The following is a 24,204-nucleotide window of genomic DNA, read 5'->3' on the forward strand; positions in this document are numbered from 1 at the left end:
AAGAGTGTCTATACTAGAAAAAGGCCGAACTCAATTCAGCCTTTTTCACTATTTATCAAATAATTGAGCGTATTTACCATACCCCTCTTTTTCTAAATCATCCTTAGGGATAAATCTTAAAGCAGCCGAATTAATACAATATCTTAAACCATTAGGACCTGGTCCATCATCAAATACATGACCTAAATGGGAATCAGCTGTTTTACTTCTAACTTCTGTACGAATCATTCCATGCGTTGTATCCATTTTCTCGACAACTTCAAAGTCTTGGATTGGTTTTGTAAAACTAGGCCACCCACATCCTGCATCATATTTGTCTTTTGAACTGAATAACGGTTTTCCAGAAACAATGTCTACATAAATACCTTCTTCTTCGTGATTCCAAAACTCATTGTGAAAAGGAGGTTCTGTGCCATTGTTTTGAGTCACTTCATATTGGATAGGAGATAAAGTAGATTTTAAATCTTCTTTGTTATTACCTTTCCAATGCTCTTGTATAAATCGGTCTCTACCAGATCCTGTTCGATATTGTTTGTAACGACCGGTACTTTTTTTATAGAAATCCTGATGGTATTCTTCCGCAGGATAAAATGGTTTTGCCTCAAGAATCATTGTAACAATAGGCTTCGAAAATCTTCCACTTTTTTCTAACTCCTCTTTTGAGGCTTCTGCCAACTTCTTCTGTTCTTCTGTATGATAGAAAACAGCTGTTTTATAAGATTCTCCTCTATCAAAAAATTGACCACCTGGGTCTGTTGGATCAATTTGTTGCCAAAATAATTCTAACAGCTTTTCATAAGGAAATATTTCAGGATTAAACGTTATTTGTACAGCCTCAAGATGCCCTGTTGTATTTGAACAAACTTCCTCATATGTAGGATTTTCCTTATTTCCCCCGGTATAGCCCGAAATAACGCTTTCGATACCTGGTAACTCATCGAAGGGCTGGACCATACACCAAAAGCAACCACCAGCAAATGTAGCGAGTTCCAACTTGTGCTTATTCATCGATTATCTTCCCTCCTATTAACTAATGGATTCTATTATATATCATGCAATAAAACTTAGAAAGTAAACAGCTTTTTTATGCAAAGTCTCTATATTATCATCCAACATCATTTTCTTTAATAAACCTTGACACTTTCTATAACATTCCTTAGTCTAATTAAAAGGATACTTTGATAGTACGGAGGAAACTAGGTTGAATAATCGTCAAGAAAAGATGTATGAGATGGAAGCCCTAATGCGTGATGTTTATAAGAAAACTCGTCACGAAATGAACCAAGTTTATGACAATGAAATGTCTAGAAATGAATTTTTCATTTTAAAAACTTTGTATGAACTTGGCCCAAAAAAGTCATCTGACTTATCCAAAATACTAAATGTTTCTGCTTCTCATATTACAGCAGTAACTGACTCGCTTATCGAAAAAAATTGGATTGAGCGTGTTCGTTCTGTCAAAGACCGTAGAATTGTTGATATTCATTTAACGGAAGATGGGAAGAGCATTCTTGAGCAATATGAAAAAAAGAAAACGGACTTTTTGTTAGAAAAATTTAATGATTTTAGTGATGAAGATATTGCAAACTTCATTATATTATTTAAAAAACTATTAAAAGAATAGTATATATTTGTTAAAAGCTGTAGGTTTGAGTGGAACATCCAAACCACAGCTTTTTTACATATAAAAAAATAATTTATACATACTAAAGAAAATAAGAATTATTACGGAGGTCAGAATCATGTCTTCACCATATTTATGCCCAAACTGTAAAACAAATCGGACCCGGTTTAATATTATTGAACAGCTTGCAAAACCGGTTAAATTAAACCCACAAACAGGAGATATAGTAGAAGAGCTCCAGCAGTCAAATTTAGATCCGTTCCATGTTTCATATAAAGGTCCTAATTATCGAGTACAGTGCGGAACTTGTGGTTTAATTGAAGACGAAATATCATTTGTGAAAAGAGCACAGATAAATCAGTCTTACTAACATCACGAAAATAAGTGGAATAGAATCTGTCAAGAGCAGATCTATTCCACTTTTCTTCACTCACTATTTTGAGTCATATTAAAAAACATCGGGTCTTCTGTTTTGGCTTTTTTTGAGGACTTCACATCTTTCTTCCCCATTTTCCCATCTGATTCATAACTTAATTTTTTATTTTTGTTTTTCAACCTTATCTCTCCTTTACTTAATAGCTATCATCATTTTTTCCATTTAAGATGAAATTATGTAGACAATGAATAAATGAAAAACTTTCCTACCACAGTCTGATTGAAGAGGGAATGGAAGTATCGATTGAACTAGTTTTACAATAAATTACTGTAAAGATCATTAATGAATTTTTAATTGATTTTTAATTTTTTAAGATCATGTACAAATTCTGTAAAAAGTCTATGCACACCTGAAATTTCCATTATTATTAAGTTGAGCCAACTGGTTCACATATAAATTACTCAACGTTACATGGGAGGAAAAGACAATGAATAAAAGTTTATTATTAAAAGTTGGAGCTTCTTTACTTGCTGTATTTTTAATGGCTGCATGTAACAACACAGAGGATACTGAACAAGAAGAAACAAATGTAGAAGAAACTGAAGAAGGTACTGAAGAAACTGAAGAGGGCACTGAACAAACTGAAGAAGAAGCAGAATAATCATAAAACATTTAAATTAGAAAGCTCGCTGACTGGTGAGCCTGAAAGATGAAGCGTGATGAGTAGTTGCATTTACACTTTATACTTAGAATTAGCACTATGTGGGAATTCTTCAAATGCTGCTAATTAATGCTTTTAGTGTACAAAAAATGAGAGGGATTTCCCTCTCATTTTAATAAATTAACTCTCACTTTTATGTTTTTGCTTTTCATCTTTAATATGCCATACATAAACTGCGATACTCAAACACAATGTGCTATAGGCGACATTTAAGTACACCTCATCCATATTTTCTGCAACTAAATGCTGATAGGCAATTCCACCGAAAATAAGCGCAATAATGATGGCTGCAACTCCCATTAAAACAAATTTGTTTTTCATAATAACCCCCTTATATTATTAAGCAATCCAAGGAATATATATATGAATAATCAATCCTGCTTTTTCTCTGATATAATTTTGGCCTGATCATTCTCGTAAGCTACCACATAATTCACAGAAGTTGAAGAAGTTTCTTGACCACTACCTGTTCTTTTCACAATCTCAAGGACTGTTTCAACGACTATTTGTTCTTCTTTTTTTACGGTTTTTAATTCTTTTATACTTATAGATAAAATATTCAAATACTTTTTACGAAATGATTGATAATCGACATTTGACTGCCATTCACTTCCTAACAAGGAATAAGCAGTGACAAAATCATTAAAGGTTATACTCTCAATGAAGTAGCTAATTAAATAATCTGATGTTTCTATAATCTTATTTTCGTCTATATCAACGGTTGCGTCAATAGAAGGTTCAACAGGAAGGTTCTTCATTGGTGTTTCCGACCAACTATTAACAAGTGGTAATACTGCACTAATTGGGAGGCTAAACCCGATATTTCCTTGCTCAATTCTAGCGGAATTAATTCCAATAACAGCTCCTGTTTGCCGGTCAATCAGAGGACCTCCACTATTACCTGGAGCAATGGGTGCAGATATTTGATACACATCTTCATAAATATACGGATCAACACTTAGTTCTCTGTCCGTCCCACTAATAATTCCAGTTGTAACCGTATTTTGAAACCCTAATGGACTACCTAGTGCCAATATTTCATCGCCAATTTCTAGTTTGGTATTTGGTGATATACTTAATGGCTCCACATCCTTTAAACCTTCAACTCGAACGACTGCTACATCAGTTTCTGTACTTATTCCAATTACTTTTCCATCTAAACCTTTTGCATCTGTTGTTCTAACTTTCACCTCACTAGCTCCACTAACAACATGTGCATTCGTAATAATATCACCTTTATCGTTATATAAGAAGCCAGAACCAACAGTACCATCATCTAATTCCACCATTACAACTTTCTTTTGAGCCTCACGAATAATTTCCTTTATCTCCGGAACAGTTTGATCATTATTCGAAATTTCGACTTTATTTAATATCGTTGACTCAGAAAAAACATTTTTGGTTGTTTGTTCTTTAATATAAAAATAGCCAAACCCACCTGCTATCCAAATTAGAAGGGATACTATGATACTATATATCATTCTCTTATTCATAAATTATCCTTTCTTCTCTTCTAATAGCCATGAAATATTCATAATGTTAACTTTTGCATTTTCTTTTGTTGAATATGTTACATGTTCAAAATCACCAGTTTCACCTGGCTCCAGCTTATTTGGAAACACATTTGTTTTACCTGATTCTAATTCCTTTCCTTTTTCATCGCTAACTGTAAACTCAATAACAATGGAATGTACTGTTTCTGTCCCATTATTTTTCACAGAACCATTGATATAAGCATCACCATACTTATCAACTTTTATATTGATTGCTGTTAATTCCACGGCTTTTGTAAGATTATGTTGTTCTTCCATTTTAGCTGCTTGAAGAGCTTTATTAATTCGCTCTTGTTCAGCTTTTTCAAAACCGGCTTTTTCCTCTATAATTCGATCTTTTAGCGATAACAGTTTCTCATTATTGACAACATACTGTAATGCCTCATCTACTATATTTAGCGCTTGGTTAAAATGTTTATTTGCCAAGTTTTCTTCAGCTTTAACCGAACTAATTGTGACCATTTTCGTATAAATCTGTTGTTTTAATTCAGTAGCTTCTTGTAATTCTAACGAATAAAAAGTGGCCAATTTATCAGCCAATTCATCAATAGATTCAAGTTTATTTATTTCTTCTTTCATTTCCCCAACCTTGACGGAAGTTTCGGCTTGTTTAATTTCGTGACTAAGTTTTACAAATAATGGTGATCGATTCGTAGCCATTTGGCGCTTAAGTAAATCAAGATCCCGCTGAGCACTTTCATACTGTTCATCCATTATTTTTTGTTCAACTTCCGTAAGATCTTCATTTAATTCGATAATTGTTAAAATTAATTCTTTCTCATTTATTAGAATATCGTAATTATTACGATATGAAAGACCGGTTTCTACAAAATCTAATGCTTTGTTATATTCCCCTGCTAAAGCAGCCTTTTCTGCTTTTTCTTGATAAGTAATGACGTTACCATTTACTTCAGTTTCATGAGAATAAACTAAAATTAGAACAAAGAGAACCGATAAAAAACTTCCTACTGGAATTAAGAAGCTGAGTAAACGAGTTTTTTTGTTAATTGATTTATGATGATCATTTCTTCTTTGCCCACAATGGGAACAATAATTCGCATTTTCTTCCAAAAAACTAGCTCCACAGTTTATACAAAACAATTATACCCCTCCCACTCTAATGTCAGAGTTAGAGCTTACTAATACGTCGTCTAATAGATACATTTCTTCTGGTATCTATTAATCTATCTATTTATTCGACATACTATTCTATAAGTATACATGTTTCAACAAGATCATTCTAGGTTTTAACCTGGGGGTAATTCGTACCATTTTTCACTATTTAATAAAACAATACTGCAAAGAACTAATCCCCCCTTAAAGAGCTATAAGGTCTAACATTTGAAGTTAGACCTTACGGGAGTGGAACATATAATGTAAATGTGATGTCATCTTTTTCTAAATTAAAGCTTTCAGCTCTTGCACTTAAACCACTTTTTAAAGTTAATTGATCAAGATAAATATCAATCATTTTTTTACTTGGATCAATTACCACATACTTAGGAAGATCATAATAGGTATTCATATATTTTAGTACATAAGACACAGGAAGCTTTAACTGTCCTATTGACAATTCATTAACCAATAACTGAACATTTCCATCAGATTTAACTTTCGGTTCCAGAATTAACTTCATGTCAATATCTTTATTAAAAGCTTTTACAACTCCATACACGTTTACTTTATCTTCAAATTCCACTCGATATTGTAAATTTTGCTGATCTGTTTCCTGTTTTAAATAGTGATTTACTAAATGAGTTAAATCACTTTTCTGGGTTTTAATAAGAAAAGGGACAGTTCCTTCCTTACTAACTTTCGTGTTTTGTGCGCTAGGTTTTTCAGTTGGGATCAATGAAGAAACTGTCACGAACAAAAGAAACAGTACGTTAATCCCAGCTAGAACAAAAAAAGAAATTTTCCACCTTCTCATTACATCACTCTTTCTACCTATTGATTTAAGGATACTTCTGCTTTAGATATAGAATCATATACTCGCTCAGCTATTAATGTATACCCGCTTTCATTAGGATGAAATTCATCTTTGTACAATAGCTTATTGTCTACTTCAGAAGTAGAGAAGATATCCTCAACAGATACAAATATCCCATTTTCATCTTCCGTTATCATCTGTTTTGAAACTGAGTTCCATTCATCGATAATTTGATCGATTTCCGTTACATTAGGAAGCATATATTTAAAAGGATTATAAAGACCAACAAATACAATTTGTGCATCTGAATTATAAGAACGAATTGTGTAAAAAATATTACTTAATCTTTCCTCGTAAAGTTTTTGCTCTGTTCTAAAAGGTTCAAAGTCCAATGAGAAAATATTCTGACGAACTACATTCATGATGTCATTCCCGCCAATAGTCATAACAATCATATCTGCTTTCTTAATGGATTCCATTACTTTATCATTTGTTAACTTTTTTTGCAGATTAGATGTTTTATGTCCCTTTACCCCGTAATTTTCAACCAAAACTTCCTTAATGTGATCCTGCTTTTCCAACATTTCAGTCACCCTGCCAACATAACCACCCAACTCAGCTCCATCGCCAACTCCCTTTGTTAAAGAATCACCTATCCCAACTACCTTCATCGTTTTAGGAAAAAACTCTTCAGAAGGAGTATCCTTTTGGCTTAAAGATACAGGTTTATATTCTAGTTTTGTAGCAGGCTGATTCATACATCCAGTTAAGCACAAGCCAAGTATACTAAACAATACAAGCTTTTGGAGCATAATATCACCCCGTTATTTAATTTCAAAAAAACATTATATCATGTCACAATGGATAAAAGCTTTTTAAATCCTGAAAAAAGTTAGCTTTTAAACTTTTAACTTTATTATATCTTATGAAAAAAGACTCCTAATGGAATCTTTTTTCATGGCTTATCTTTTGTTTATTCCTGGCTTATTGCTTTGATATCTGTAATCATTTGATCATATGGCGGATTTTCAACACCATTGTAATCTTTTAGCACCGTACCGTTTTGATCAATTAAATAAAAATAAGTGCCATGGATCACTTGGTCTGTACTTTCTGGCTTTTGAACAATAGTCTTAAAGCTTTCTTTTGCAAATTCTTCAATTTCCTTTTGTGAATATCCCGTTAAAAAATCCCAGTTTTCAAATGAAATTGAGTATGGCTCTGCAAACTCTTTAAGTTTATCAGGAGTATCAGTTTTTGGATCAACACTAAAGGAAACAATCCTAGTATTAAGCCCTTCATTCTCTAATTTCTGTTGAAGCTCCGCCATGTGCGCTGTCATTGGTGGACATACTGTATCACAGCTAGTAAAAATGAAATCAGCTACCCACACCGTTCCTTTTAAATCCTCTAATGATACCTGCTCATTGTCCTGGTTTGTATATTCAAAGGATTGAACTTCATAGTTAAGTGGATTTTCAATAGGTGATTTTTGTCCGCAGGCACTTAAAATAAGAATAGTGGCTCCGATCAGACTCCATAACATTTTCTTTTTCATTAATACCTTCACCCTTCTGTTTCGTTCATAATGAAAAGTTTATCAAAATACGACATAAAGGGGAAGATGAATGATGTGAAGCTTTTTTGAATAATTAATAAAACTTATTGCCATTTACAAAGGTACTGTACACATTCTCAATATAGAATTGATAATCAAATTTTATTGCAATAGAATGTATAGGATACTTTTCGAGCTCTTTATAAGGCCTGAAATCTCCAATGCTCTGTCCTCTCGCCACACCATCTTCCGTATTGATTTTTACAGGCTTATCAACAAATTGAAATTGGTTGCTATTTGTTACTGCCCAGAGTGTTAACAGGTCATGCATTGGTCCACCCGAAATGGAGGGATCTCTTTTTTTATACCAATCTGAATAATAGGTGATAATTGGCTTTAATAATTGTCCTACACTATCCCCAGTTCTTTTAAAATATTGGTCAAGTTGATTGATGATGTTATCAGGAATAATTGCATAATTGGTTACATTAAGAGGAAATATCTTTACTTTTTCTACATTGCTTATCACTAGATTTGCTGCGTAATGATCACTATAGAAATTTGCTTCAGCAATCGGGGTTGCATTACCTGGAAAAAGGAATGCACCGCCCATAATAAAAAACTCTTTGACTTGTGAGAGGAAATTAGGATATAAAACAATTGCTGTTGCTAATGATGTTAAACGACCGACATTAACAATACTTATTTCATTTGGGTATTGATTAATAACTGTTAAAATCTCATAAAAGTTTTCGAATTCAGGAATCGGTTCGCTCAAATCAGGAGTAATCGGACCAAGTCCATATTCACCATGAATTTCTGGGAAATAAGTGGGTTGTTCCCCAGTTAACGGTCGATCTGCTCCTCCAATAATAGGGATATCTGTAAGCTGGGTTATTTCTTGAATATATCTTGCTGTTATAGTGGCGTTTTTCTTTGAGATATTTCCGTAATCAACTACAATTCCAACAATATCAATACTCTTACTATAATAAGCAAAAAGTAAAGCAACAATATCATCAATTCCAAAGTCTCCGATAAACAACACTTTTTTACGGATGATTAACACCACCTGTTTGAGGGATTAGCTAAAATAATACATTGCACTTAACTGTTCTTTTTATAATAATTATGCGTAGATTTTATCACAATGTCTTTTTATATTTTAACCCAATACAATTGGGTTTTATATGTATTAATCAGATGCAGAAAGAACTAAAAAAACCCAGACAATCCCATAAAAATGGTCATATCTAGGTCTATTACTTACTCTGCAAAAAACATAAACCCGACTGCACCTGGTCCCGTATGTGTAGAAACAACAGGTGTTGTAAATGAGACATCTACCATGCAATTCGGACTAATTTCAAGAACAGCTTGCTTTAATTTTTGGGCAAAATCATGTGCGTCGGCATGGGCAATACCAACTGCTTTAACAGTTTTTCCTTTCACATCTTCAGCGAACTGCTTGGCTAAGTATTTTACTGCCTGAGATTGACTTCTAACTTTCCCAACTGGAGTATAAAGGCCATCTTGTAACTTCGCTATTGGCTTAATATTGAGTAAGGAGCCTATTAAAGCTTTTCCACGACCAATCCTACCACCCTTCACAAGATTCTCCAGTGTATCTACACTTAAATAAAGTCTTGTGTGATCATGAATTTCAGCTATTCTATGAAGTATTTGTTCTTTTGAAGATCCTTCTTTAGCCATTTTTGCTGCTTCCAAAACTTGAAATCCCAGTGCCTTAGAAATAAACATTGAATCAAGAACGGTTACATTAGCTTCGCTCATCTGAGCAGCTGATTGAGCTGATTGGACAGTCCCACTTAAGCCTTTTGTCATATGAATAGAAATAATCGAACTACCATCCTTGCTTAGCTCATCGTACACCTTTAGAAACTCCCCAGCAGGTGGTTGTGAACTCTTAGGAAGTTCCTTAGATTGATTCATCATTTTTATAAAAACATCTGGAGTAATGTCAACTCCATCTGTAAAATGTTTATCATCTATAGTAATGGACAGTGGAACAACCGTAATATCATATTCTTCTATCAATTCTTTACTCATATCTATCGTTGAATCAGTTACAATTTTAATTTTTTGCAAATCCTCACATCCCTAAAAAGTCTACCTACTATTATACCCCCATTAAAGGTACATTCAATGAAATTATTTCTTATCGATTAAAATTATATGCGACTTCAATCCTATTGATTGGTATATTATCAAGATGTTTTATTTAGAAAGAATCAAATATTAAGTACTTTTAGACAAAAAAAGAGAACCAGACACTTCTGGTTCCCTCCTAAGCATTGTTTTTTAATATACTACTTCCAAAGATCGCTTCGTAATCAGGCCATTTCAACACTTTTTTTAAGTAATCTTTAAAAGAATAAATACTTCTTGGATTTATCTGTGTTTGGATAATGGATATAAACTTCTGTAAACGGATTTGAAGCATGAAACGGTTTTTGTTATCCTCCTCCAATACTGGGATATCAGTAATTTTTACCTTCTGTCCACTTGCCAGTTTGAACTCTAGGCTCTTGAATAACAAGTTATCAATCCTCTTTTTTACCCGTTTCCTATATTATAACCCAATTACAATGAGAAGTCTGTCTATTTTTGTCTAATAAAAAGTTTTTTTTCGGCGTTTTCATCGTTGAGATATCAACGTTTTAGACTTACCTCAACGTTAAAAAAGGATACTTTTAGATTAAAAGGTGAAATAAATTGCTATCCTTATTCACTTCCGTTACGAAGAAACCTTTCTTTTTCATTCTTTTTACAAGAGGTTCATAATCTTCTTTTTGTTTTAATTCAATACCTACTAATGCCGGCCCATTGTCTTTGTTATTCTTCTTAGTGTACTCAAAGCGGTTAATATCATCGGTTGGCCCAAGCACTTCGACTAAGAACTCTCTTAATGCACCTGCACGTTGTGGGAAATTCACAATAAAATAATGCTGTAATCCCTCATAAATCATTGAACGTTCTTTAATTTCCTGCATTCTACCAATATCATTGTTGCCTCCACTTACAATACAAACAACATTTTTACCCTTAATTTCATCTCGCAAAAAATCTAATGATGCAATTGACATCGCTCCAGCAGGCTCTGCTACAATTGCATTTTCGTTATATAACTCTAAAATTGTTGTACAGATTTTTCCTTCTGGTACAAGTAAGACTTTGTCCAAAACATCGTTACAAATAGAAAAGGTTTTGTCTCCTACCTTTTTCACAGCTGCACCATCAACAAATTTATCAATCTTCTCAAGCGAAACTACTTTGTTTTCTACTCTTGATTGATAAAGAGCAGGTGCACCCTCTGGTTCAACACCAATAAGTTTTGTTGAAGGTGAAATTGCGTGAAAATAGGTACCCACACCAGAAATTAAGCCGCCTCCACCAACACTTGCTACAACATAGTCAATGTCCACATCAGCATCGTTCAAAATTTCTACTCCTACGGTCCCTTGTCCAGCAATGACATCTACATCATCAAAAGGGTGAATGAAAGTTCGGCTCTCTTCTTCACTGCTAATCATTGCCTTTTGATATGCATCATCAAACGTATCGCCGGTTAGAATAATATCAACATATTCTTTACCGAACAGTTCAACTTGAGAAACTTTTTGACGAGGAGTTGTTGACGGCATAAAAATTTTCCCATGGATTTTTAATTGACGGCAAGAGTATGCAACACCTTGTGCATGATTTCCAGCACTAGCACATACGATACCATTCTTTGTCTTTTCAGAATCAAGCTGCTTTATTTTATTAAAAGCACCTCTGATCTTAAATGAGCGAACAACTTGTTGATCTTCTCGTTTTAAATACACATTACACTCATATTTTTCAGAAAGTTGTTCATTTTTTTGTAATGGAGTATGTGTTACAACATCTTTTAGTAAATGATGCGCTTTTAATATATCTTCCACAAAAACATTGTGCACTTCATTGATTGTTTGTTTCATTGTCACGGTCCTTTCAACTGCTTGTTAATTTGAAATTATATCATGAATATTCGAAATTTAAAGGAAATATCAAAAAGTTTTACATAATTTTTAATTTTATGTTTCATAGATGGAACATAAAGCAATAAGCTCACAACTTTTCAAAAGTCTGAATAAATTCACACAAAACTTATATGAGGTGATAAAATAATGGAATATGAAATAAAAAATAAGGAAGGTGCAATTCCTTGTTTAATTGTTGCAGATGATGAAAATGGTCGTTACATGATAAGAGAAGCTGACACGAGCGGTGAAGTGTTTAACAGTTCAAGAGAGATGCTTTTTTGGATTTATGAAAATTGGAAAGAACAAGATTTTGAGGACAAACAATTGTTTCATCAAATAGTCTCTTCTTTACAAGATCATGTTCAGCAATCATAACTAGTATTTCTATTAAAAAATGATAAATGTCACTATTTCATCTTATGAATGAATGATATAATTTATAAATTGTTGAAAGACAATGACATTGAAAGGAGAAAAGATTATGGCAAACACACATACCTTTTCTAAAGGTGAAGAAATAGCAAATTCAATTACGCATGGTATTGGTGGCTTACTAAGCATTGCTGGTTTAGTCATATTGATTATCTTTTCCTCCTTACACGGAAATGCTTGGCATATCGTAAGCTTCACTTTGTTTGGAGTAACGATGGTTTTGCTATATACAGCTTCAACCTTAGTTCACAGCTTTCCAGCAGGTAGAGCAAAAGATTTTTTTGAAATATTAGATCACTCCGCTATTTACTTTTTTATTGCTGGCACCTATACACCCTTTCTTTTTATTGCGGTAAAAGGATGGGTCGGTTGGACATTATTTGGAATCGTTTGGGGTTTGGCAATAGGCGGAACAGTTTTCAAATCATTCTTCGTTAAGAAATACTTATTCTTTTCTACCATTATGTATGTTGTAATGGGATGGTTAATTGTTTTTGCATGGAACCACATTATTAGCAACGTGCCCTTTAATGGTGTAGTCTTGCTTGTCATTGGTGGAGTATTATATACAGTTGGTGCGGTTTTTTACGTTTGGCGTGGTTTTAAGTATCACCATGCGGTTTGGCATACTTTTGTTTTAGCAGGTACAGTGCTACACTTCTTCTCTGTATTATTGTATTTGTTGCCATAAATAGCATCTATTACTGTTTTACAAAATATTTATCAAAATAAAACTATTCCAGACTTCTTTACATATTTGTAAGGAGGTCTTTTTATGTTTCCGATCAGAGCGTAAAAACTAAAGATCGTCATGACTGACTTTATCACGTAATGAATAAAAAGGCGTTATCCTTCTTTTTAGGGATAGCACCTTGTGTAAAAATCCACTCACTAGTCTTCTTAAACACAAAAAGAAAAATGTTATATCTCAATTTGTTTACTCTTTTGTAAAGTACTTTTTGCTAAAAGACTATTTAGTCTTTCTGAGCTTAAAAGCATTGCTGCTACAAAAAGAACGATACAAATTGGAAAAATACCTATTGTTGTATAAGACGCAATAAATCCAAGAAATGGTGGTAAAAAAGTACTTCCTGTATAAGCTACTGCCATTTGATACCCCATAATGGTTTGGGAATGCCTTTTCCCAAAACGTGTTGGTGTCTCATGCAACATACACGGGAATATTGGCGCTAAACCTAACCCAATCATAATAAAACCTACTAAAGAGAAAGTTGACGGCAATGGCAGGAATAAAAGGAAAGCACCAGCCAGTGCTACTAACTGTCCTGTACGAATGAGACTTAGATTACTTAATTTAAAAGTAATAAAGCCTGTTAATAATCGACCAATTGTTATTCCTGCATAATAAAAGGAAACCCATTGTGCAGCAACTGCTACGGGTATCTCTCTGACATTCACTAAATAACTACTTCCCCATAGACCTACTGTTGCTTCAACTCCGCAATAAAACAGAAATGATGCTAGAGCTAGTTTAACTCCCCTAATTTGCAAAGGTTTCACTTCTTCATTTTGACTAATATCATTTGACTCACCTTGCTTTTCACTTGTTATGGCTTCACTATTTTTCACCACTTTATTCCATAATGGCAATGTAAATAAAAGAATAAGAACTAATGCAAACTGTACTATTGCAATTGTAAAATATCCATTTCTCCAAGAGTTTTGTCCTGAAATAAATTGAGCCATAATGATAGGACCAAAAGTAGCTCCAACTCCCCAAAAGCAATGCAACCAGCTCATATGGTGAGCTTTATAATGTGTAGCAACATAATCATTTAACCCTGCATCAATAGCTCCTGCACCTAATCCAAGTGGTATAGCAAATAAAAATAACCATAAAACTGAAGGAGCAAAATTAAACCCTAACAATGCACCTGCAGTCATTAAAACACTAACAAATGTAACCTGCCCCGTTCCGAACCTTTTAAGAATCTTTCCGCTAGCTAGACTGGAGATAATGGTACCACCTGCAATCGCCATAAAAAGAAATCCAGCAGTCTCAAGCGCGGCCCCATAATCCAATTTCATTACAGGCCACGCTACTCCTAACAATGAATCAGGCAAACCTAAGCTGATAAACGCCAAATAAATAATGACTAAAAGAAATGTTGTCAAATTAAAAACCTCCCTTTTTATTAATATTTTTTTACTTTAACGAATTAGTATATAAACATACTCATCATAGATATTTAAAAAGTAACTTATTAATCTTCTTTAAAATGAGGAAGTAAAAACAAAAATTTAATCACTAATTATAAGACCAAGTCCAAGACTGTATTACCCAAAAACATAATTTTTTCCATTCACTATTTGATCATCTATCTATTTTAACATAAGAAAATCCTGTTATTGTTTCAACAGGATTTTCTTTACTCTATACTAATGTGTAAGGCAACGCCTAAGTGGCCCTTCACATTAAGAGGTATGGAAGTTATGTTGGTGAATTGTTAGTATGATCCGCTCTTTAGAGATTCTTTTATCATCATACTGAACTTTTACCTCACCATCTTCAGTATCAATTAATACTCTTTCAATACCAGCTAATTCATTAAGTAAATACTCGATTTGTTGAATTGAATGCTCTGATGTAGCTTCTTTAACAAAAATTGTTTCTTCCGCCATAAAGCTCTCTCCTTTTAAGATTGTTTCAATAAATGGATAAACAATGAAACATTTTTATCTAAATTCTGTTTATCACAGTTTTTAAAATTGTTCTTATAGCTCATGTTCTCCGTCCACTATATCTAAAATAACCCTTATAAGTACAAAAAATTCCTTAATCCACCTTATATTATAGTAAGCAGTTTTGATTTCAATAAAAAGGGTGACGAAATTGGATATTTACGAAGCGGTAGAACAACTTATTAAATTAAGAGATGACTTAATGAAGTAGAAGCAAGAACCCTTTTGTTAAGATTAATTGAGTTGATACTACTATTTGTTCATTTCAATAAAAATTCGATTAATTTAAAAAAGCATCATTTCGTTTTTCAACGAAATGATGCTTTTTTCTCATATACTACAAACTCATAATCAAAAGGATTTTTTTCATCCCTAATTCCTTTTTCGCTTTTCACCATTTCCCACTCTTCTTCATTTGTTTTAGGAAAATATGTATCTCCCTCAAACTCATGATGAATATGTGTAATATAAAGGCGGTCACTGTAAGGTAAGATTTGCTGAAATATCTCCGCTCCTCCAATGACAAAAATTTCTTCTTCAGTTTGCTCAGATAGTTCCTTTATATCTTCTATAGAATGCAGGACTAAACATCCTTCTTGGGAATAATTTTGATCTCTAGTAACAATGATATTTACTCGACCTGGTAGTGGTCTACCAATAGATTCAAACGTTTTTCTTCCCATTACAATTTTATGATTCAACGTCGTTTTTTTAAAATAAGCGAGATCTTGTGGGAGGTGCCATGGAAGTTGGTTATCTTTTCCAATAAGGCGATTAGTATCCATTGCAACTAGTAAAGAAATCAAACACTAACAGCTCCTTTAATATGTGGATGAGGATTGTAGTTTTCGATACTGAAATCCTCAAAAGAGAAATCAAAAATAGATTTAATATCTTTGTTGACCACTAAAGTTGGTAATGGCCTAGGATCCCGTTGTAATTGTTCTTTTACTTGTTCAACATGATTTGAGTAAATGTGAACATCTCCAAAAGTGTGAACAAACTCTCCTACCTCTAAGTCAGTTGCTTGTGCCATCATATGAACAAGTAAAGCATACGATGCAATATTAAATGGCACACCCAAGAAAACGTCAGCAGAACGTTGATATAACTGACAGGAAAGCTTCCCGTCTGCTACATAAAATTGAAAGAAGCAATGACAAGGTGGTAGTGCCATAGAATCAACATCAGCTACATTCCAGGCTGAAACAATTAATCTTCTAGAATCTGGATTGTTCTTAATTTGTTCGACAACATTTGTAATTTGATCGATGGTAGAACCATCTCTTGCAGGCCAAGCTCTCCACTGGTGTCCGTAAACTGGACCCAGCTCTCCATCTTCATCTGCCCATTCATTCCAAATTCTCACACCATTATCTTGTAGATACTTTACATTTGTATCACCTTTAAGAAACCATAAAAGTTCATGAATAATTGATTTCGTGTGTAATTTTTTTGTCGTAATTAACGGAAATCCTTCTTGAAGGTTGAACCTCATTTGATAACCAAATGTGCTTATTGTCCCCGTACCTGTTCGGTCTTCCTTTATCACTCCGTTTTCAAGTACATGTTGACATAATTCCAAATATTGTTTCATTTAGACATTTCCCCTTACTTTTAATCCTTCATGTATTTTACCATACTTTAATACTGAGAATTCACATAAATATTTTTGCGTAACTCTGCTGCTTGTGTTTCTAGTGAACGAATAAATGTAAAAGTTAACGGGGCTTTTTCTTGTAGAGTTAATTTCGTTTGATTATTGTAATAATACATGGCAAATGTTTCAGCAAAATATTCTTCAGGGAATTGGATAAAATATGATTGTAGCGGGAAAAGAGAGTCAACTTCCTGTTTCCAGATATTTAAAAAGAGTGGATTTTTTCGAACGTACTGGAAAACATAACGATCAACAGCATGAGCAAATTCATGAAGCTCCAGTGACACAGATCCATGTCCTTTACCAAATTCACTATGCCCAATTTTTGCATAAACGACTCTATTATCACTCATCCCCGGAACTAACTCCCAATTCGGATCATTTGTTTCATATCCACGTGGTTTTAAGTCTTTTAATCTATCTAAACCATTTTGACTAGTTAAAGAACCCGTAAACAGTTTAATTTGAATACTTTCCTCTGCTGCTAATAATAAAATATTTTCATCTACTTTTTGTATATTTTTTATCATCTTCACTGCATCATTTTCCGAAAAACCTTTAGGAGGTAAATAAACCAATTCACTAACTATTGGTTTAGATAAGGATAATTCATTTGTCTCAAACTTATATAAAGATAGCTGAACACCTTCAGGAAAGGCTTTTGCTAGATGATAAAATGGAATACAAATAAGAGAGAGTAAAAGAATGAATAATGTCTTTTTCATGATGTATATCCCCCTCTTTACTAATGAAAAATTTGTAAAAATTTTAAGAGGTTTGTAGGTTAAATACTTTTCTACTATACTATCATAAATAGACAATTTTAACTAGAAGTGTTGGGGTCGCATAGATTATTGATATTATTTCCAAAACAAAGCAAAAGGGCATACGGATGTATGCCCTTTCAACATTTTTTTCAAATAATAAAAGTCATTAATGGTAACTCATCCAATTTGGAGGAGTGTTTTTATTCCAATAAATACTGCCTAGATCTATATGTGATTGAAATGAATCATGATAAGAGTGATAGTGGAAGTTGAACCAATACCCTTCTAAAGGACGATTCTCTCTTCTAACGTGAAAACGCAAAACATCCTCACCTGTTTGTGTGTTATAGATGTGAAAAATCTTTTCTCCAGTTCCACCTGATGGCTTTGAAATTTCAACATGTTCAAAAAGTTCGTCATCTTCGACATTAACATAATATGTAATGACTTCCTCCATTTTAGGCAGAATTACTTTTTTAAACTCATCTTGGATTACATCGCCAATTTTATCTCCAAACTTAGAAAAAGATTTTTGCTCTGCTTCAAAAAGAAGAGAATCAATAATTTCATCTTTTGATAAAGATACTTGCTGTTCAACATCTATATTATCAGATAGTAATGCATGTTCATTTTCATTCGAGAATGTAGGCTTGGTCACCGAATCTTCTGCTGGCTTCTCTTGAACTGCCGCTAAAGACGCAGGTGGTGTTACAAGTCCAAAGGTTGCGATAGAGAATAAAATAAAGAGTGATTTTCTCAACCATTTGTTCATGACAGTTCTTCCTCCAACAATATGATTATAGCAATATTTTATCATAGTCTTAGAGGTTATTATATATCAATTTTATTACAAAATTTAAAAACAATTTGTTCAATAAAATGTAACACTTTTATTGTTGGACGAAAACGTTTAAAATAGAAATATCTAACACATATTATGTAAAAAAGTATAGGAGGGTTTAGAAATGGGTTATGATACTTTATTCGTTATACTTTCTTTTGTTACACTAGCTTATTTTATTTACGTTGAAATTACGGACTAATACATAAACAAAGCAAAGGGTGCCACAAACGTGAGCACCCTTTTTAGTTGTCAAAGCAAATACTTTATGTTCTCTTTGTTTTTTTTCGAGCGGAATCCACTTGCTTACCACCTGTTTCATTCATAGTGGTGCCTTGTCCCTCAACATTTGGAGAGCTAAGACCAGCTCTAGATGGGTCAACTTTTCTTTTTGGCATAAAGATAACACCTCCATGATATTATCTTTTGCTATTTGTGCAAATCTATGACTCCATAATGGAATTTCGCTGTTTTACGGACATTTACTTGAAATTGAAATTCGGCAAAACGTGAACTTCTCCAATGGTCTTTTAACACGATTCTTTTAGAAGCAACTCGTTTTGCTTCAGTAATAGTCTCTTTAGTTAACGTAGAATAATTTGCAATTCTTTTTAAAGGTTGTAATCCAACGGAGCCTTCTATCGTTTCCTCAAACATTGGATCAAAATAAATCACATCAAAACTGTTATCCGGGCATTCTTTCAAAAAAGCAAGATGCTCTCTATTTTTTACCTGAATTCTTTTCATTGCATCATCCAATTGAGGTAAACCAGTTTTCCACTGAAAAAGACCTGTTTGCACAAGAAAAGCTAAAGGCCTACTGCCTTCTATTCCACAAACTATTCCTTTATCACCAACAACATAGCTAGCAATTATACTGTCCGAAGCCAGTCCAAGTGTACAATCTAAAAAGGAACTTCCTTTTTCAAGCTTACATGCAACACAAAAGGGATCGTCTTCTCCCTTTACTATTCTTTTTATTCGAAACATAGCTGAATTAGGATGAAAAAACAAAGGTTCTGTAAAATCAGAAAAATGAAGTTCCATCCTATTTTTCCCAACAACAAGAATATCATCATCACATTCTCTTTTTAACTGATCAACAGCTCTTTTATTTCTTCTCAAAAAAATTGAATCCAATTCATTTGCAATTTCTATAGCAGACTTTATTAAATTTTCATCAGGCCTTCCTGAAGTGGTGATTATCATACCTATTTATACTCCTATATGCCATATTCACTGCTTTTTTATCTTGTAAAAAAAGGATGCAATAAGCACCCTTTCTTTTAACAATATTTTTCAAAGGAAGATTCTAAATTTCCCATTATCTCTTCAATTGAGTTTCCTTCGATTTCGTGACGAGGTATAAAGTGAACAACTTCGCCATTTTTAAGAAGTGCCATTGATGGTGATGAAGGTTCGTACCCTTTAAAATACTCACGCATTTTACTAGTCGCTTCTTTATCCTGTCCAGCAAAAACAGTAACAATTCGATCTGGTTTTTTTTCAGCATTCAAAACAGATTGTGTTGCAGCAGGCCTTGCTAAGCCAGCTGCACACCCGCAGACAGAGTTGACTACAACTAAAACTGTTCCATCTTCTTCATTCATGAATTGTTCCACTTCTTCTGCTGTTGTTAATTCTTCAAATCCTGCATTGGTTAATTCTGCTCTCATCGGTTTTACCATTTGTCTCATATATTCTTCATATGCCATTGACATAATAAAATCCCTCCAAAATGTGCATTAATGTAAGTAAAGAATACTATAGGGTCATCATTCTTGCAAATAAATAGAAACAACCTAACAACTTATAACATTAGGTTGTTTCATATTCATGTTACTCTTTTTAAACCTGGCCGTTAATATGCTAGAAGTATGAGAATCATCATTAAATTTTATGACCTAAAGCTTTAAAATCATATTTCACTTATCATTTTCCTCATACAAATCAGTTACTGCGCCTTTTGAAGCGCTTGAAACAAGACGGGCATATTTTGAAAGAACACCTCGTTCTAAAAGCTTAGGTGCTGACCAATTTTTCTTACGTTGCTCAAATTGTTCTTCTGTTAATGCAACAGACAGTTCACGTTTTTCACTATCAACTGTAACCATGTCTCCATTTTCAACAAAAGCGATTGGACCACCAACTTGTGCTTCTGGAGAAATATGACCAACTACTAATCCATGAGACCCTCCTGAGAAACGTCCATCCGTTAATAACGCAACACTTTCTCCTAAACCTTTTCCTACAAGAATCCCTGAAATGGACAGCATTTCTGGCATACCTGGTCCACCTTTTGGTCCTTCATAACGTATGATTAAAACATCACCAGCTTTAATTTCTCCTGAAATAACTGCTTCTGAGGCTTCTTCTTCTGTATTAAACACCTTTGCTGGTCCAGTTAACTTCGACACCTTTAAACCAGATACTTTAACAACAGCTCCTTCTGGTGCAAGATTACCTCGTAAAATGACTAAAGGACCGTCTTTACGTTTTGCTTCAGATACGGGATATATCACTTTTTGTCCTTCTTTTAATTCTTGGCAATCTGCTAGGTTTTCAGCAACTGTTTTACCTGTTACCGTTAAGCAATCTCCGTGTAAGAAGCCCTCCTGAAGTAGATATTTCATAACAGCTGGAACCCCCCCAACTTGATGCAGATCATTCATAACATATTTTCCACTTGGCTTTAAGTCGGCCAAATGAGGAACCCGTCTTTGAATTCGATCGAAGTCATCAATTGTTAAGTCAACCTTAGCAGCATGTGCAATTGCAAGTATATGAAGAACAGCATTTGTTGAACCACCAAGTGCGTACACAACTGTTATTGCATTTTCAAATGCTTCTTTTGTCATGATATCTCTCGGTCTAATTCCTTTTTCAATTAACTTATAAACAGCATCACCTGCATCAAAGCAATCTTGAAATTTTTCATCTGATTCAGCAGGGTTAGAGGAACTACCAGGTAAACTCATTCCCATTGCTTCGATTGCAGATGCCATTGTGTTCGCTGTATACATTCCTCCACAAGATCCTGCACCGGGACATGCATGACACTCGATTTTACTTAATTCATCTTTATTAATCTTTCCTGCATTGTATTGACCAACACCTTCAAAAACAGAAACAATATCAATATCTTTTCCATTCAAATTACCTGGTTTAATGGAGCCCCCATAAACGAATACTGACGGCAAATTCATACGTGCCAGGGCAATTAAGCACCCGGGCATATTTTTGTCACAGCCTCCAATAGCAACAACTGCATCTAAGCTTTCTCCACCTACAACTGTTTCAATAGAATCAGCAATCACTTCACGGCTTGGAAGAGAATATCTCATACCAGCAGTACCCATTGATATTCCATCAGATACGGTAATTGTATTAAAGATCATCCCTTTACCGCCTGCTCCATTTGCTCCATTTTTTGATTGAATAGCAAGCTTGTCAATATGTATATTACAAGGTGTAACCTCACTCCAAGTACTTGCAACCCCAACCAAAGGTTTTTTAAAATCTTCATCACTAAAACCTACTGCACGAAGCATTGCACGGTTTGGTGCTCTTAACGTCCCTTCAAATACCTTACTGTTATTTCTCAAATCTTTGGTCATCATAATACCTCCATACTTTTCGTTTGTAATAATATTCAGTAAATTCACTACAAATAAAAACAGTCAATCTTAATTGACTGTTTAGTTTTGAGCTCTACCCATTTCTACGCTCTGTCATTTGTTTCCAAACAGAGCCTTGTGCTTCTTCTCCGCCCTCAATTCGTCCAATTGCCATTTTTACCTGCATGCTCACTTCAAATTCCGAATCATTTTCGGCTTCTTTTAATGCTTGAAGGGCTGACTCATCTCCTACTTCATATAGAAACATAGCTGCACGCCATCTTACTAGTTTGTTTTTATCTTTAAGTGCAGCTATCATTTCGTTCATTGCAGCGGGATCACCCATATCAGATAAACAGTCACCAGCTGTTCTTCTTACTGTAACTGATTTATCTTTAAGTGCTTTATACAATAAAGGTAACACAATAGGCTTTTCTATCATACCAAGATAGACAGTTGCAAGCCTTCTGATTGATGGCTTTTCATCATCAAGTGCTTTTTCAAGTACTGGAAGATCCTCTTCAGTTGGTTCCATTTGGTCTAAATGTGCAAAACGCTTTGTCCAATCCTCATCATCAAGCATGTCGAGACTAACCTTGTAGGATTTACGAGCTTGAACTTTTGTTTTTTCTTTTTCATTCGCTGCTTTAATGAGCCTTTTTAGACGATCTTCAGAATAAGCAGCACTGATCTCATCCACAACTTCTTTTCCAATATCAGCAAGTTCACCATATCGCACTCCATGGTCTTTCCACTGCCTATCAAGAACAACATTGTCATTGGCTTGTTGTGCAGTCATAACAGTTTCTTTAAACCGATCTGGTAAGCCAAAGCGTTCCTCAAGAATTCCATCAGTAAGTTTCACTTGCATTGGTATTCCATTAAACATTTGAATGAAAACCTTTACTTCTCCAAATGCTTCTTCATTTGTTGCATTATTTGCTTGTTCAGCTACATCTTCACCAAATGCTTGACGAACTTGTGCCAAAAGATCTTTCCAATCATATTTTGCATTCCTTTCAACAGCAAGGAAATCAGCAACATGATATACACCTTTAATTCCTTCAATGGATAGGATATCTTTAATGATATTAGGTGCTTCACTAGCTTGATCTTTTTTGTAATTATTGCTTTTTCCAGAAGGAAGCTCTTCTGATAAAAGAACCTTCATCGTATTTGGACTAGGAGTAGGTTCGATTGATTTTATTTTCATAATGGCACTCCTTTATTCTTTTCGTAATGATATTGTAACATAGCCACTTTTTTTCATGCCATTCATAGGGTTTGATCGTCTCCGCATACTTTTACTTTTAACAGTTGAAACAAATTTTTAAAAAAGACGAGCATGCTGCCTGTGTTATATTTTTTTCGGACCATTCCACTCTTTTAGAAACTGCTCCAAAAAACCTTCGAGATATTGATGTCGTTCTTCAGCTAAAAGCTTTCCTGTTTTAGTGTTCATTAACTCTCTTAATTTTAACAATTTATCATAAAAATGCTGTATTGCATTAGACAAGTCCAAACCTTCTGGGTCATAAATCACATTTCCTTTAGAACCAGCAAAAGCAAACGTCCTGGCTATTCCAATCGCTCCAATCGCATCTAAACGATCACCGTCCTGAACAATTTTCGCCTCGAGTGAAAGCTTACCAGCTGAAATATGCTTTCTAAAGCTTATATTTTCAATAATAGAGATGATTTCATCCATTTCATTACGATTAACTTCTAATTCAATTAATAGTTTTTTTACATCAGTTACTTCTAGTTTTATCTCCTTTGACAGCTTATCATCTATTAGATCATGTAAAAGTGCAGCTGTTTCAACAATGAACATATTTACTTCCTCTTCTTGTTCTCCGATAAGTAAGGCATTTTTTCTAACTCGATCAATATGCCACCAGTCGTGACCGCTACCCTCTTGCTTTAATCTTTTTTTCACAAAATCCTCTATCGTTTGTACCATGATTTTCTTTTTTTTCTCCACTTAAAAATTACACTCCTCATCCTTAAGAAACGATTTTTGAAATTAATTACAATCCTATAGAAAACTGTTAAAGTTTCGGATATATAAACACTGACTAGCTCATTCACATATACTACTTTATCAATATTAAAGGAGTATGTTCATGAAAAACGCGAGATACCAGCAGCAACCAATGATCGGCCAAGCTTGGACTGGTAAACATGTTATTCTTCTACATTGCAATGAACGAAATCAATTTAAGCAATTATATAGTAGTTATCATGCCCCAATCGAGCCACCTCGTCAAAATTGTGCTGAGACTTTGTCACAACTTTTTAGCATTGGATATAAAGTGAAACAAGTTACCACCCTTACCGGAGGACAACTACAGTATTTGCTTGTTCTTTAGATACTGAAAAAGAAGTCTGACG

Annotated in this window: 30 protein-coding genes; 6 read left to right on the forward strand and 24 right to left on the reverse strand. The window is 34.0% G+C overall.

Features of this window, described 5'->3' with window-relative positions; all coding sequences use genetic code 11:
* Nucleotides 1–48 precede the first annotated feature (48 nt).
* A complete protein-coding gene (msrB, locus tag D9842_RS10510) occupies nucleotides 49–1,008 on the reverse strand; it encodes a peptide-methionine (R)-S-oxide reductase MsrB (RefSeq protein ID WP_121662488.1) in 960 nt (319 codons plus the stop codon).
* A gap of 193 nt (nucleotides 1,009–1,201) precedes the next feature.
* Between msrB and D9842_RS10515 the strand changes: the two genes are divergently transcribed.
* Both D9842_RS10515 and D9842_RS10520 read left to right on the forward strand, forming a co-directional pair.
* Complete coding sequence (locus D9842_RS10515) at nucleotides 1,202–1,624, forward strand: MarR family winged helix-turn-helix transcriptional regulator (protein WP_121662489.1); 423 nt, start codon at nucleotides 1,202–1,204, stop codon at nucleotides 1,622–1,624.
* Nucleotides 1,625–1,742: 118 nt separating this feature from the next.
* Nucleotides 1,743–1,994 (forward strand): DNA alkylation repair protein, encoded by a 252-nt coding sequence (locus tag D9842_RS10520; RefSeq protein ID WP_121662490.1) that lies wholly within the window; start codon nucleotides 1,743–1,745, stop codon nucleotides 1,992–1,994.
* A gap of 56 nt (nucleotides 1,995–2,050) precedes the next feature.
* Here the strand turns inward: D9842_RS10520 and D9842_RS26330 are convergent, their stop codons facing one another.
* Complete coding sequence (locus D9842_RS26330) at nucleotides 2,051–2,179, reverse strand: hypothetical protein (protein WP_257536029.1); 129 nt, start codon at nucleotides 2,177–2,179, stop codon at nucleotides 2,051–2,053.
* A gap of 308 nt (nucleotides 2,180–2,487) precedes the next feature.
* Here D9842_RS26330 and D9842_RS25870 point away from each other — a divergent pair, with 308 nt between their 5' ends.
* Entirely contained in the window at nucleotides 2,488–2,661 is a 174-nt protein-coding gene (locus D9842_RS25870; RefSeq protein WP_162987246.1) for a hypothetical protein, read from the forward strand.
* 180 nt (nucleotides 2,662–2,841) lie between these two features.
* On the opposite strand, the gene ypmT is transcribed toward D9842_RS25870, so the two are convergent.
* The 10 genes from ypmT to ilvA all read right to left on the reverse strand — a co-directional run bounded on the left by ypmT (nucleotide 2,842) and on the right by ilvA (nucleotide 11,745).
* Nucleotides 2,842–3,042 carry a protein YpmT gene (gene ypmT, locus D9842_RS10525; RefSeq protein WP_121662491.1) on the reverse strand — a complete coding sequence of 67 codons (201 nt, stop codon included), beginning with the start codon at nucleotides 3,040–3,042 and terminating at the stop codon, nucleotides 2,842–2,844.
* 50 nt (nucleotides 3,043–3,092) lie between these two features.
* On the reverse strand, nucleotides 3,093–4,214 hold the full coding sequence (locus D9842_RS10530; RefSeq protein WP_121662492.1) for a S1C family serine protease: 1,122 nt from the start codon (nucleotides 4,212–4,214) through the stop codon (nucleotides 3,093–3,095).
* A 3-nt stretch (nucleotides 4,215–4,217) separates the two neighbouring features.
* A complete protein-coding gene (locus D9842_RS10535) occupies nucleotides 4,218–5,375 on the reverse strand; it encodes an FxLYD domain-containing protein (RefSeq protein WP_121662493.1) in 1,158 nt (385 codons plus the stop codon).
* Nucleotides 5,376–5,628: 253 nt separating this feature from the next.
* Entirely contained in the window at nucleotides 5,629–6,204 is a 576-nt protein-coding gene (locus tag D9842_RS10540) for a YpmS family protein (RefSeq protein ID WP_121662494.1), read from the reverse strand.
* A gap of 17 nt (nucleotides 6,205–6,221) precedes the next feature.
* Nucleotides 6,222–7,016 (reverse strand): SGNH/GDSL hydrolase family protein, encoded by a 795-nt coding sequence (locus D9842_RS10545; RefSeq protein WP_121662495.1) that lies wholly within the window; start codon nucleotides 7,014–7,016, stop codon nucleotides 6,222–6,224.
* 161 nt (nucleotides 7,017–7,177) lie between these two features.
* The gene (locus D9842_RS10550; RefSeq protein ID WP_121662496.1) at nucleotides 7,178–7,762 is read right to left on the reverse strand and encodes an SCO family protein; all 585 of its coding nucleotides are present in this window, start codon (nucleotides 7,760–7,762) and stop codon (nucleotides 7,178–7,180) included.
* A 94-nt stretch (nucleotides 7,763–7,856) separates the two neighbouring features.
* Nucleotides 7,857–8,831, reverse strand: coding sequence for a nucleoside hydrolase (locus tag D9842_RS10555; RefSeq protein ID WP_232273319.1), 975 nt, complete (start codon nucleotides 8,829–8,831; stop codon nucleotides 7,857–7,859).
* A 197-nt stretch (nucleotides 8,832–9,028) separates the two neighbouring features.
* The gene (locus tag D9842_RS10560) at nucleotides 9,029–9,871 is read right to left on the reverse strand and encodes a DegV family protein (RefSeq protein WP_121662497.1); all 843 of its coding nucleotides are present in this window, start codon (nucleotides 9,869–9,871) and stop codon (nucleotides 9,029–9,031) included.
* Nucleotides 9,872–10,070: 199 nt separating this feature from the next.
* On the reverse strand, nucleotides 10,071–10,322 hold the full coding sequence (locus D9842_RS10565) for a DUF2535 family protein (protein WP_098797407.1): 252 nt from the start codon (nucleotides 10,320–10,322) through the stop codon (nucleotides 10,071–10,073).
* Nucleotides 10,323–10,476: 154 nt separating this feature from the next.
* Nucleotides 10,477–11,745, reverse strand: coding sequence for a threonine ammonia-lyase IlvA (gene ilvA / locus D9842_RS10570; RefSeq protein ID WP_121662498.1), 1,269 nt, complete (start codon nucleotides 11,743–11,745; stop codon nucleotides 10,477–10,479).
* 189 nt (nucleotides 11,746–11,934) lie between these two features.
* Here ilvA and D9842_RS10575 point away from each other — a divergent pair, with 189 nt between their 5' ends.
* Both D9842_RS10575 and trhA read left to right on the forward strand, forming a co-directional pair.
* Nucleotides 11,935–12,165: a hypothetical protein gene (locus D9842_RS10575; RefSeq protein WP_121662499.1), complete on the forward strand. Its 231-nt coding sequence runs from the start codon at nucleotides 11,935–11,937 to the stop codon at nucleotides 12,163–12,165.
* 106 nt (nucleotides 12,166–12,271) lie between these two features.
* Entirely contained in the window at nucleotides 12,272–12,913 is a 642-nt protein-coding gene (trhA, locus tag D9842_RS10580; protein ID WP_121662500.1) for a PAQR family membrane homeostasis protein TrhA, read from the forward strand.
* 230 nt (nucleotides 12,914–13,143) lie between these two features.
* Here the strand turns inward: trhA and D9842_RS10585 are convergent, their stop codons facing one another.
* From D9842_RS10585 to D9842_RS10640, 12 genes are all read right to left on the reverse strand, one after another.
* Nucleotides 13,144–14,358 (reverse strand): MFS transporter, encoded by a 1,215-nt coding sequence (locus D9842_RS10585; protein ID WP_121662501.1) that lies wholly within the window; start codon nucleotides 14,356–14,358, stop codon nucleotides 13,144–13,146.
* 300 nt (nucleotides 14,359–14,658) lie between these two features.
* On the reverse strand, nucleotides 14,659–14,865 hold the full coding sequence (locus tag D9842_RS10590; RefSeq protein ID WP_121662502.1) for a cation transporter: 207 nt from the start codon (nucleotides 14,863–14,865) through the stop codon (nucleotides 14,659–14,661).
* Between the two features lie 368 nt (nucleotides 14,866–15,233).
* Nucleotides 15,234–15,731 carry a dihydrofolate reductase gene (locus tag D9842_RS10595; RefSeq protein ID WP_121662503.1) on the reverse strand — a complete coding sequence of 166 codons (498 nt, stop codon included), beginning with the start codon at nucleotides 15,729–15,731 and terminating at the stop codon, nucleotides 15,234–15,236.
* Complete coding sequence (locus tag D9842_RS10600; RefSeq protein WP_121662504.1) at nucleotides 15,728–16,522, reverse strand: thymidylate synthase; 795 nt, start codon at nucleotides 16,520–16,522, stop codon at nucleotides 15,728–15,730. The genes D9842_RS10595 and D9842_RS10600 overlap by 4 nt, the downstream gene beginning before the upstream one ends.
* 47 nt (nucleotides 16,523–16,569) lie before the next feature.
* Nucleotides 16,570–17,310 carry an anthrax toxin lethal factor-related metalloendopeptidase gene (locus tag D9842_RS10605; RefSeq protein WP_121662505.1) on the reverse strand — a complete coding sequence of 247 codons (741 nt, stop codon included), beginning with the start codon at nucleotides 17,308–17,310 and terminating at the stop codon, nucleotides 16,570–16,572.
* 208 nt (nucleotides 17,311–17,518) lie between these two features.
* Entirely contained in the window at nucleotides 17,519–18,124 is a 606-nt protein-coding gene (locus tag D9842_RS10610) for a YpjP family protein (protein WP_121662506.1), read from the reverse strand.
* A gap of 335 nt (nucleotides 18,125–18,459) precedes the next feature.
* Entirely contained in the window at nucleotides 18,460–18,591 is a 132-nt protein-coding gene (locus D9842_RS10615; protein WP_098797417.1) for a YuzL family protein, read from the reverse strand.
* A 31-nt stretch (nucleotides 18,592–18,622) separates the two neighbouring features.
* Nucleotides 18,623–19,402: a class I SAM-dependent methyltransferase gene (locus tag D9842_RS10620; RefSeq protein ID WP_121662507.1), complete on the reverse strand. Its 780-nt coding sequence runs from the start codon at nucleotides 19,400–19,402 to the stop codon at nucleotides 18,623–18,625.
* Nucleotides 19,403–19,479: 77 nt separating this feature from the next.
* On the reverse strand, nucleotides 19,480–19,914 hold the full coding sequence (locus D9842_RS10625; protein ID WP_121662508.1) for a BrxA/BrxB family bacilliredoxin: 435 nt from the start codon (nucleotides 19,912–19,914) through the stop codon (nucleotides 19,480–19,482).
* A gap of 204 nt (nucleotides 19,915–20,118) precedes the next feature.
* Nucleotides 20,119–21,810, reverse strand: a complete 1,692-nt coding sequence (gene ilvD, locus D9842_RS10630) for a dihydroxy-acid dehydratase (protein WP_121662509.1) — start codon at nucleotides 21,808–21,810, stop codon at nucleotides 20,119–20,121.
* A gap of 94 nt (nucleotides 21,811–21,904) precedes the next feature.
* A complete protein-coding gene (locus D9842_RS10635; protein ID WP_121662510.1) occupies nucleotides 21,905–23,023 on the reverse strand; it encodes a conserved virulence factor C family protein in 1,119 nt (372 codons plus the stop codon).
* 144 nt (nucleotides 23,024–23,167) lie between these two features.
* The gene (locus tag D9842_RS10640) at nucleotides 23,168–23,794 is read right to left on the reverse strand and encodes an HD domain-containing protein (RefSeq protein WP_218975608.1); all 627 of its coding nucleotides are present in this window, start codon (nucleotides 23,792–23,794) and stop codon (nucleotides 23,168–23,170) included.
* Between the two features lie 142 nt (nucleotides 23,795–23,936).
* Between D9842_RS10640 and D9842_RS10645 the strand changes: the two genes are divergently transcribed.
* Complete coding sequence (locus tag D9842_RS10645; protein ID WP_121662511.1) at nucleotides 23,937–24,182, forward strand: hypothetical protein; 246 nt, start codon at nucleotides 23,937–23,939, stop codon at nucleotides 24,180–24,182.
* Nucleotides 24,183–24,204 lie beyond the last annotated feature (22 nt).

It is taken from the genome of Metabacillus litoralis (assembly GCF_003667825.1).
Lineage (GTDB): Bacteria > Bacillota > Bacilli > Bacillales > Bacillaceae > Metabacillus > Metabacillus litoralis_B.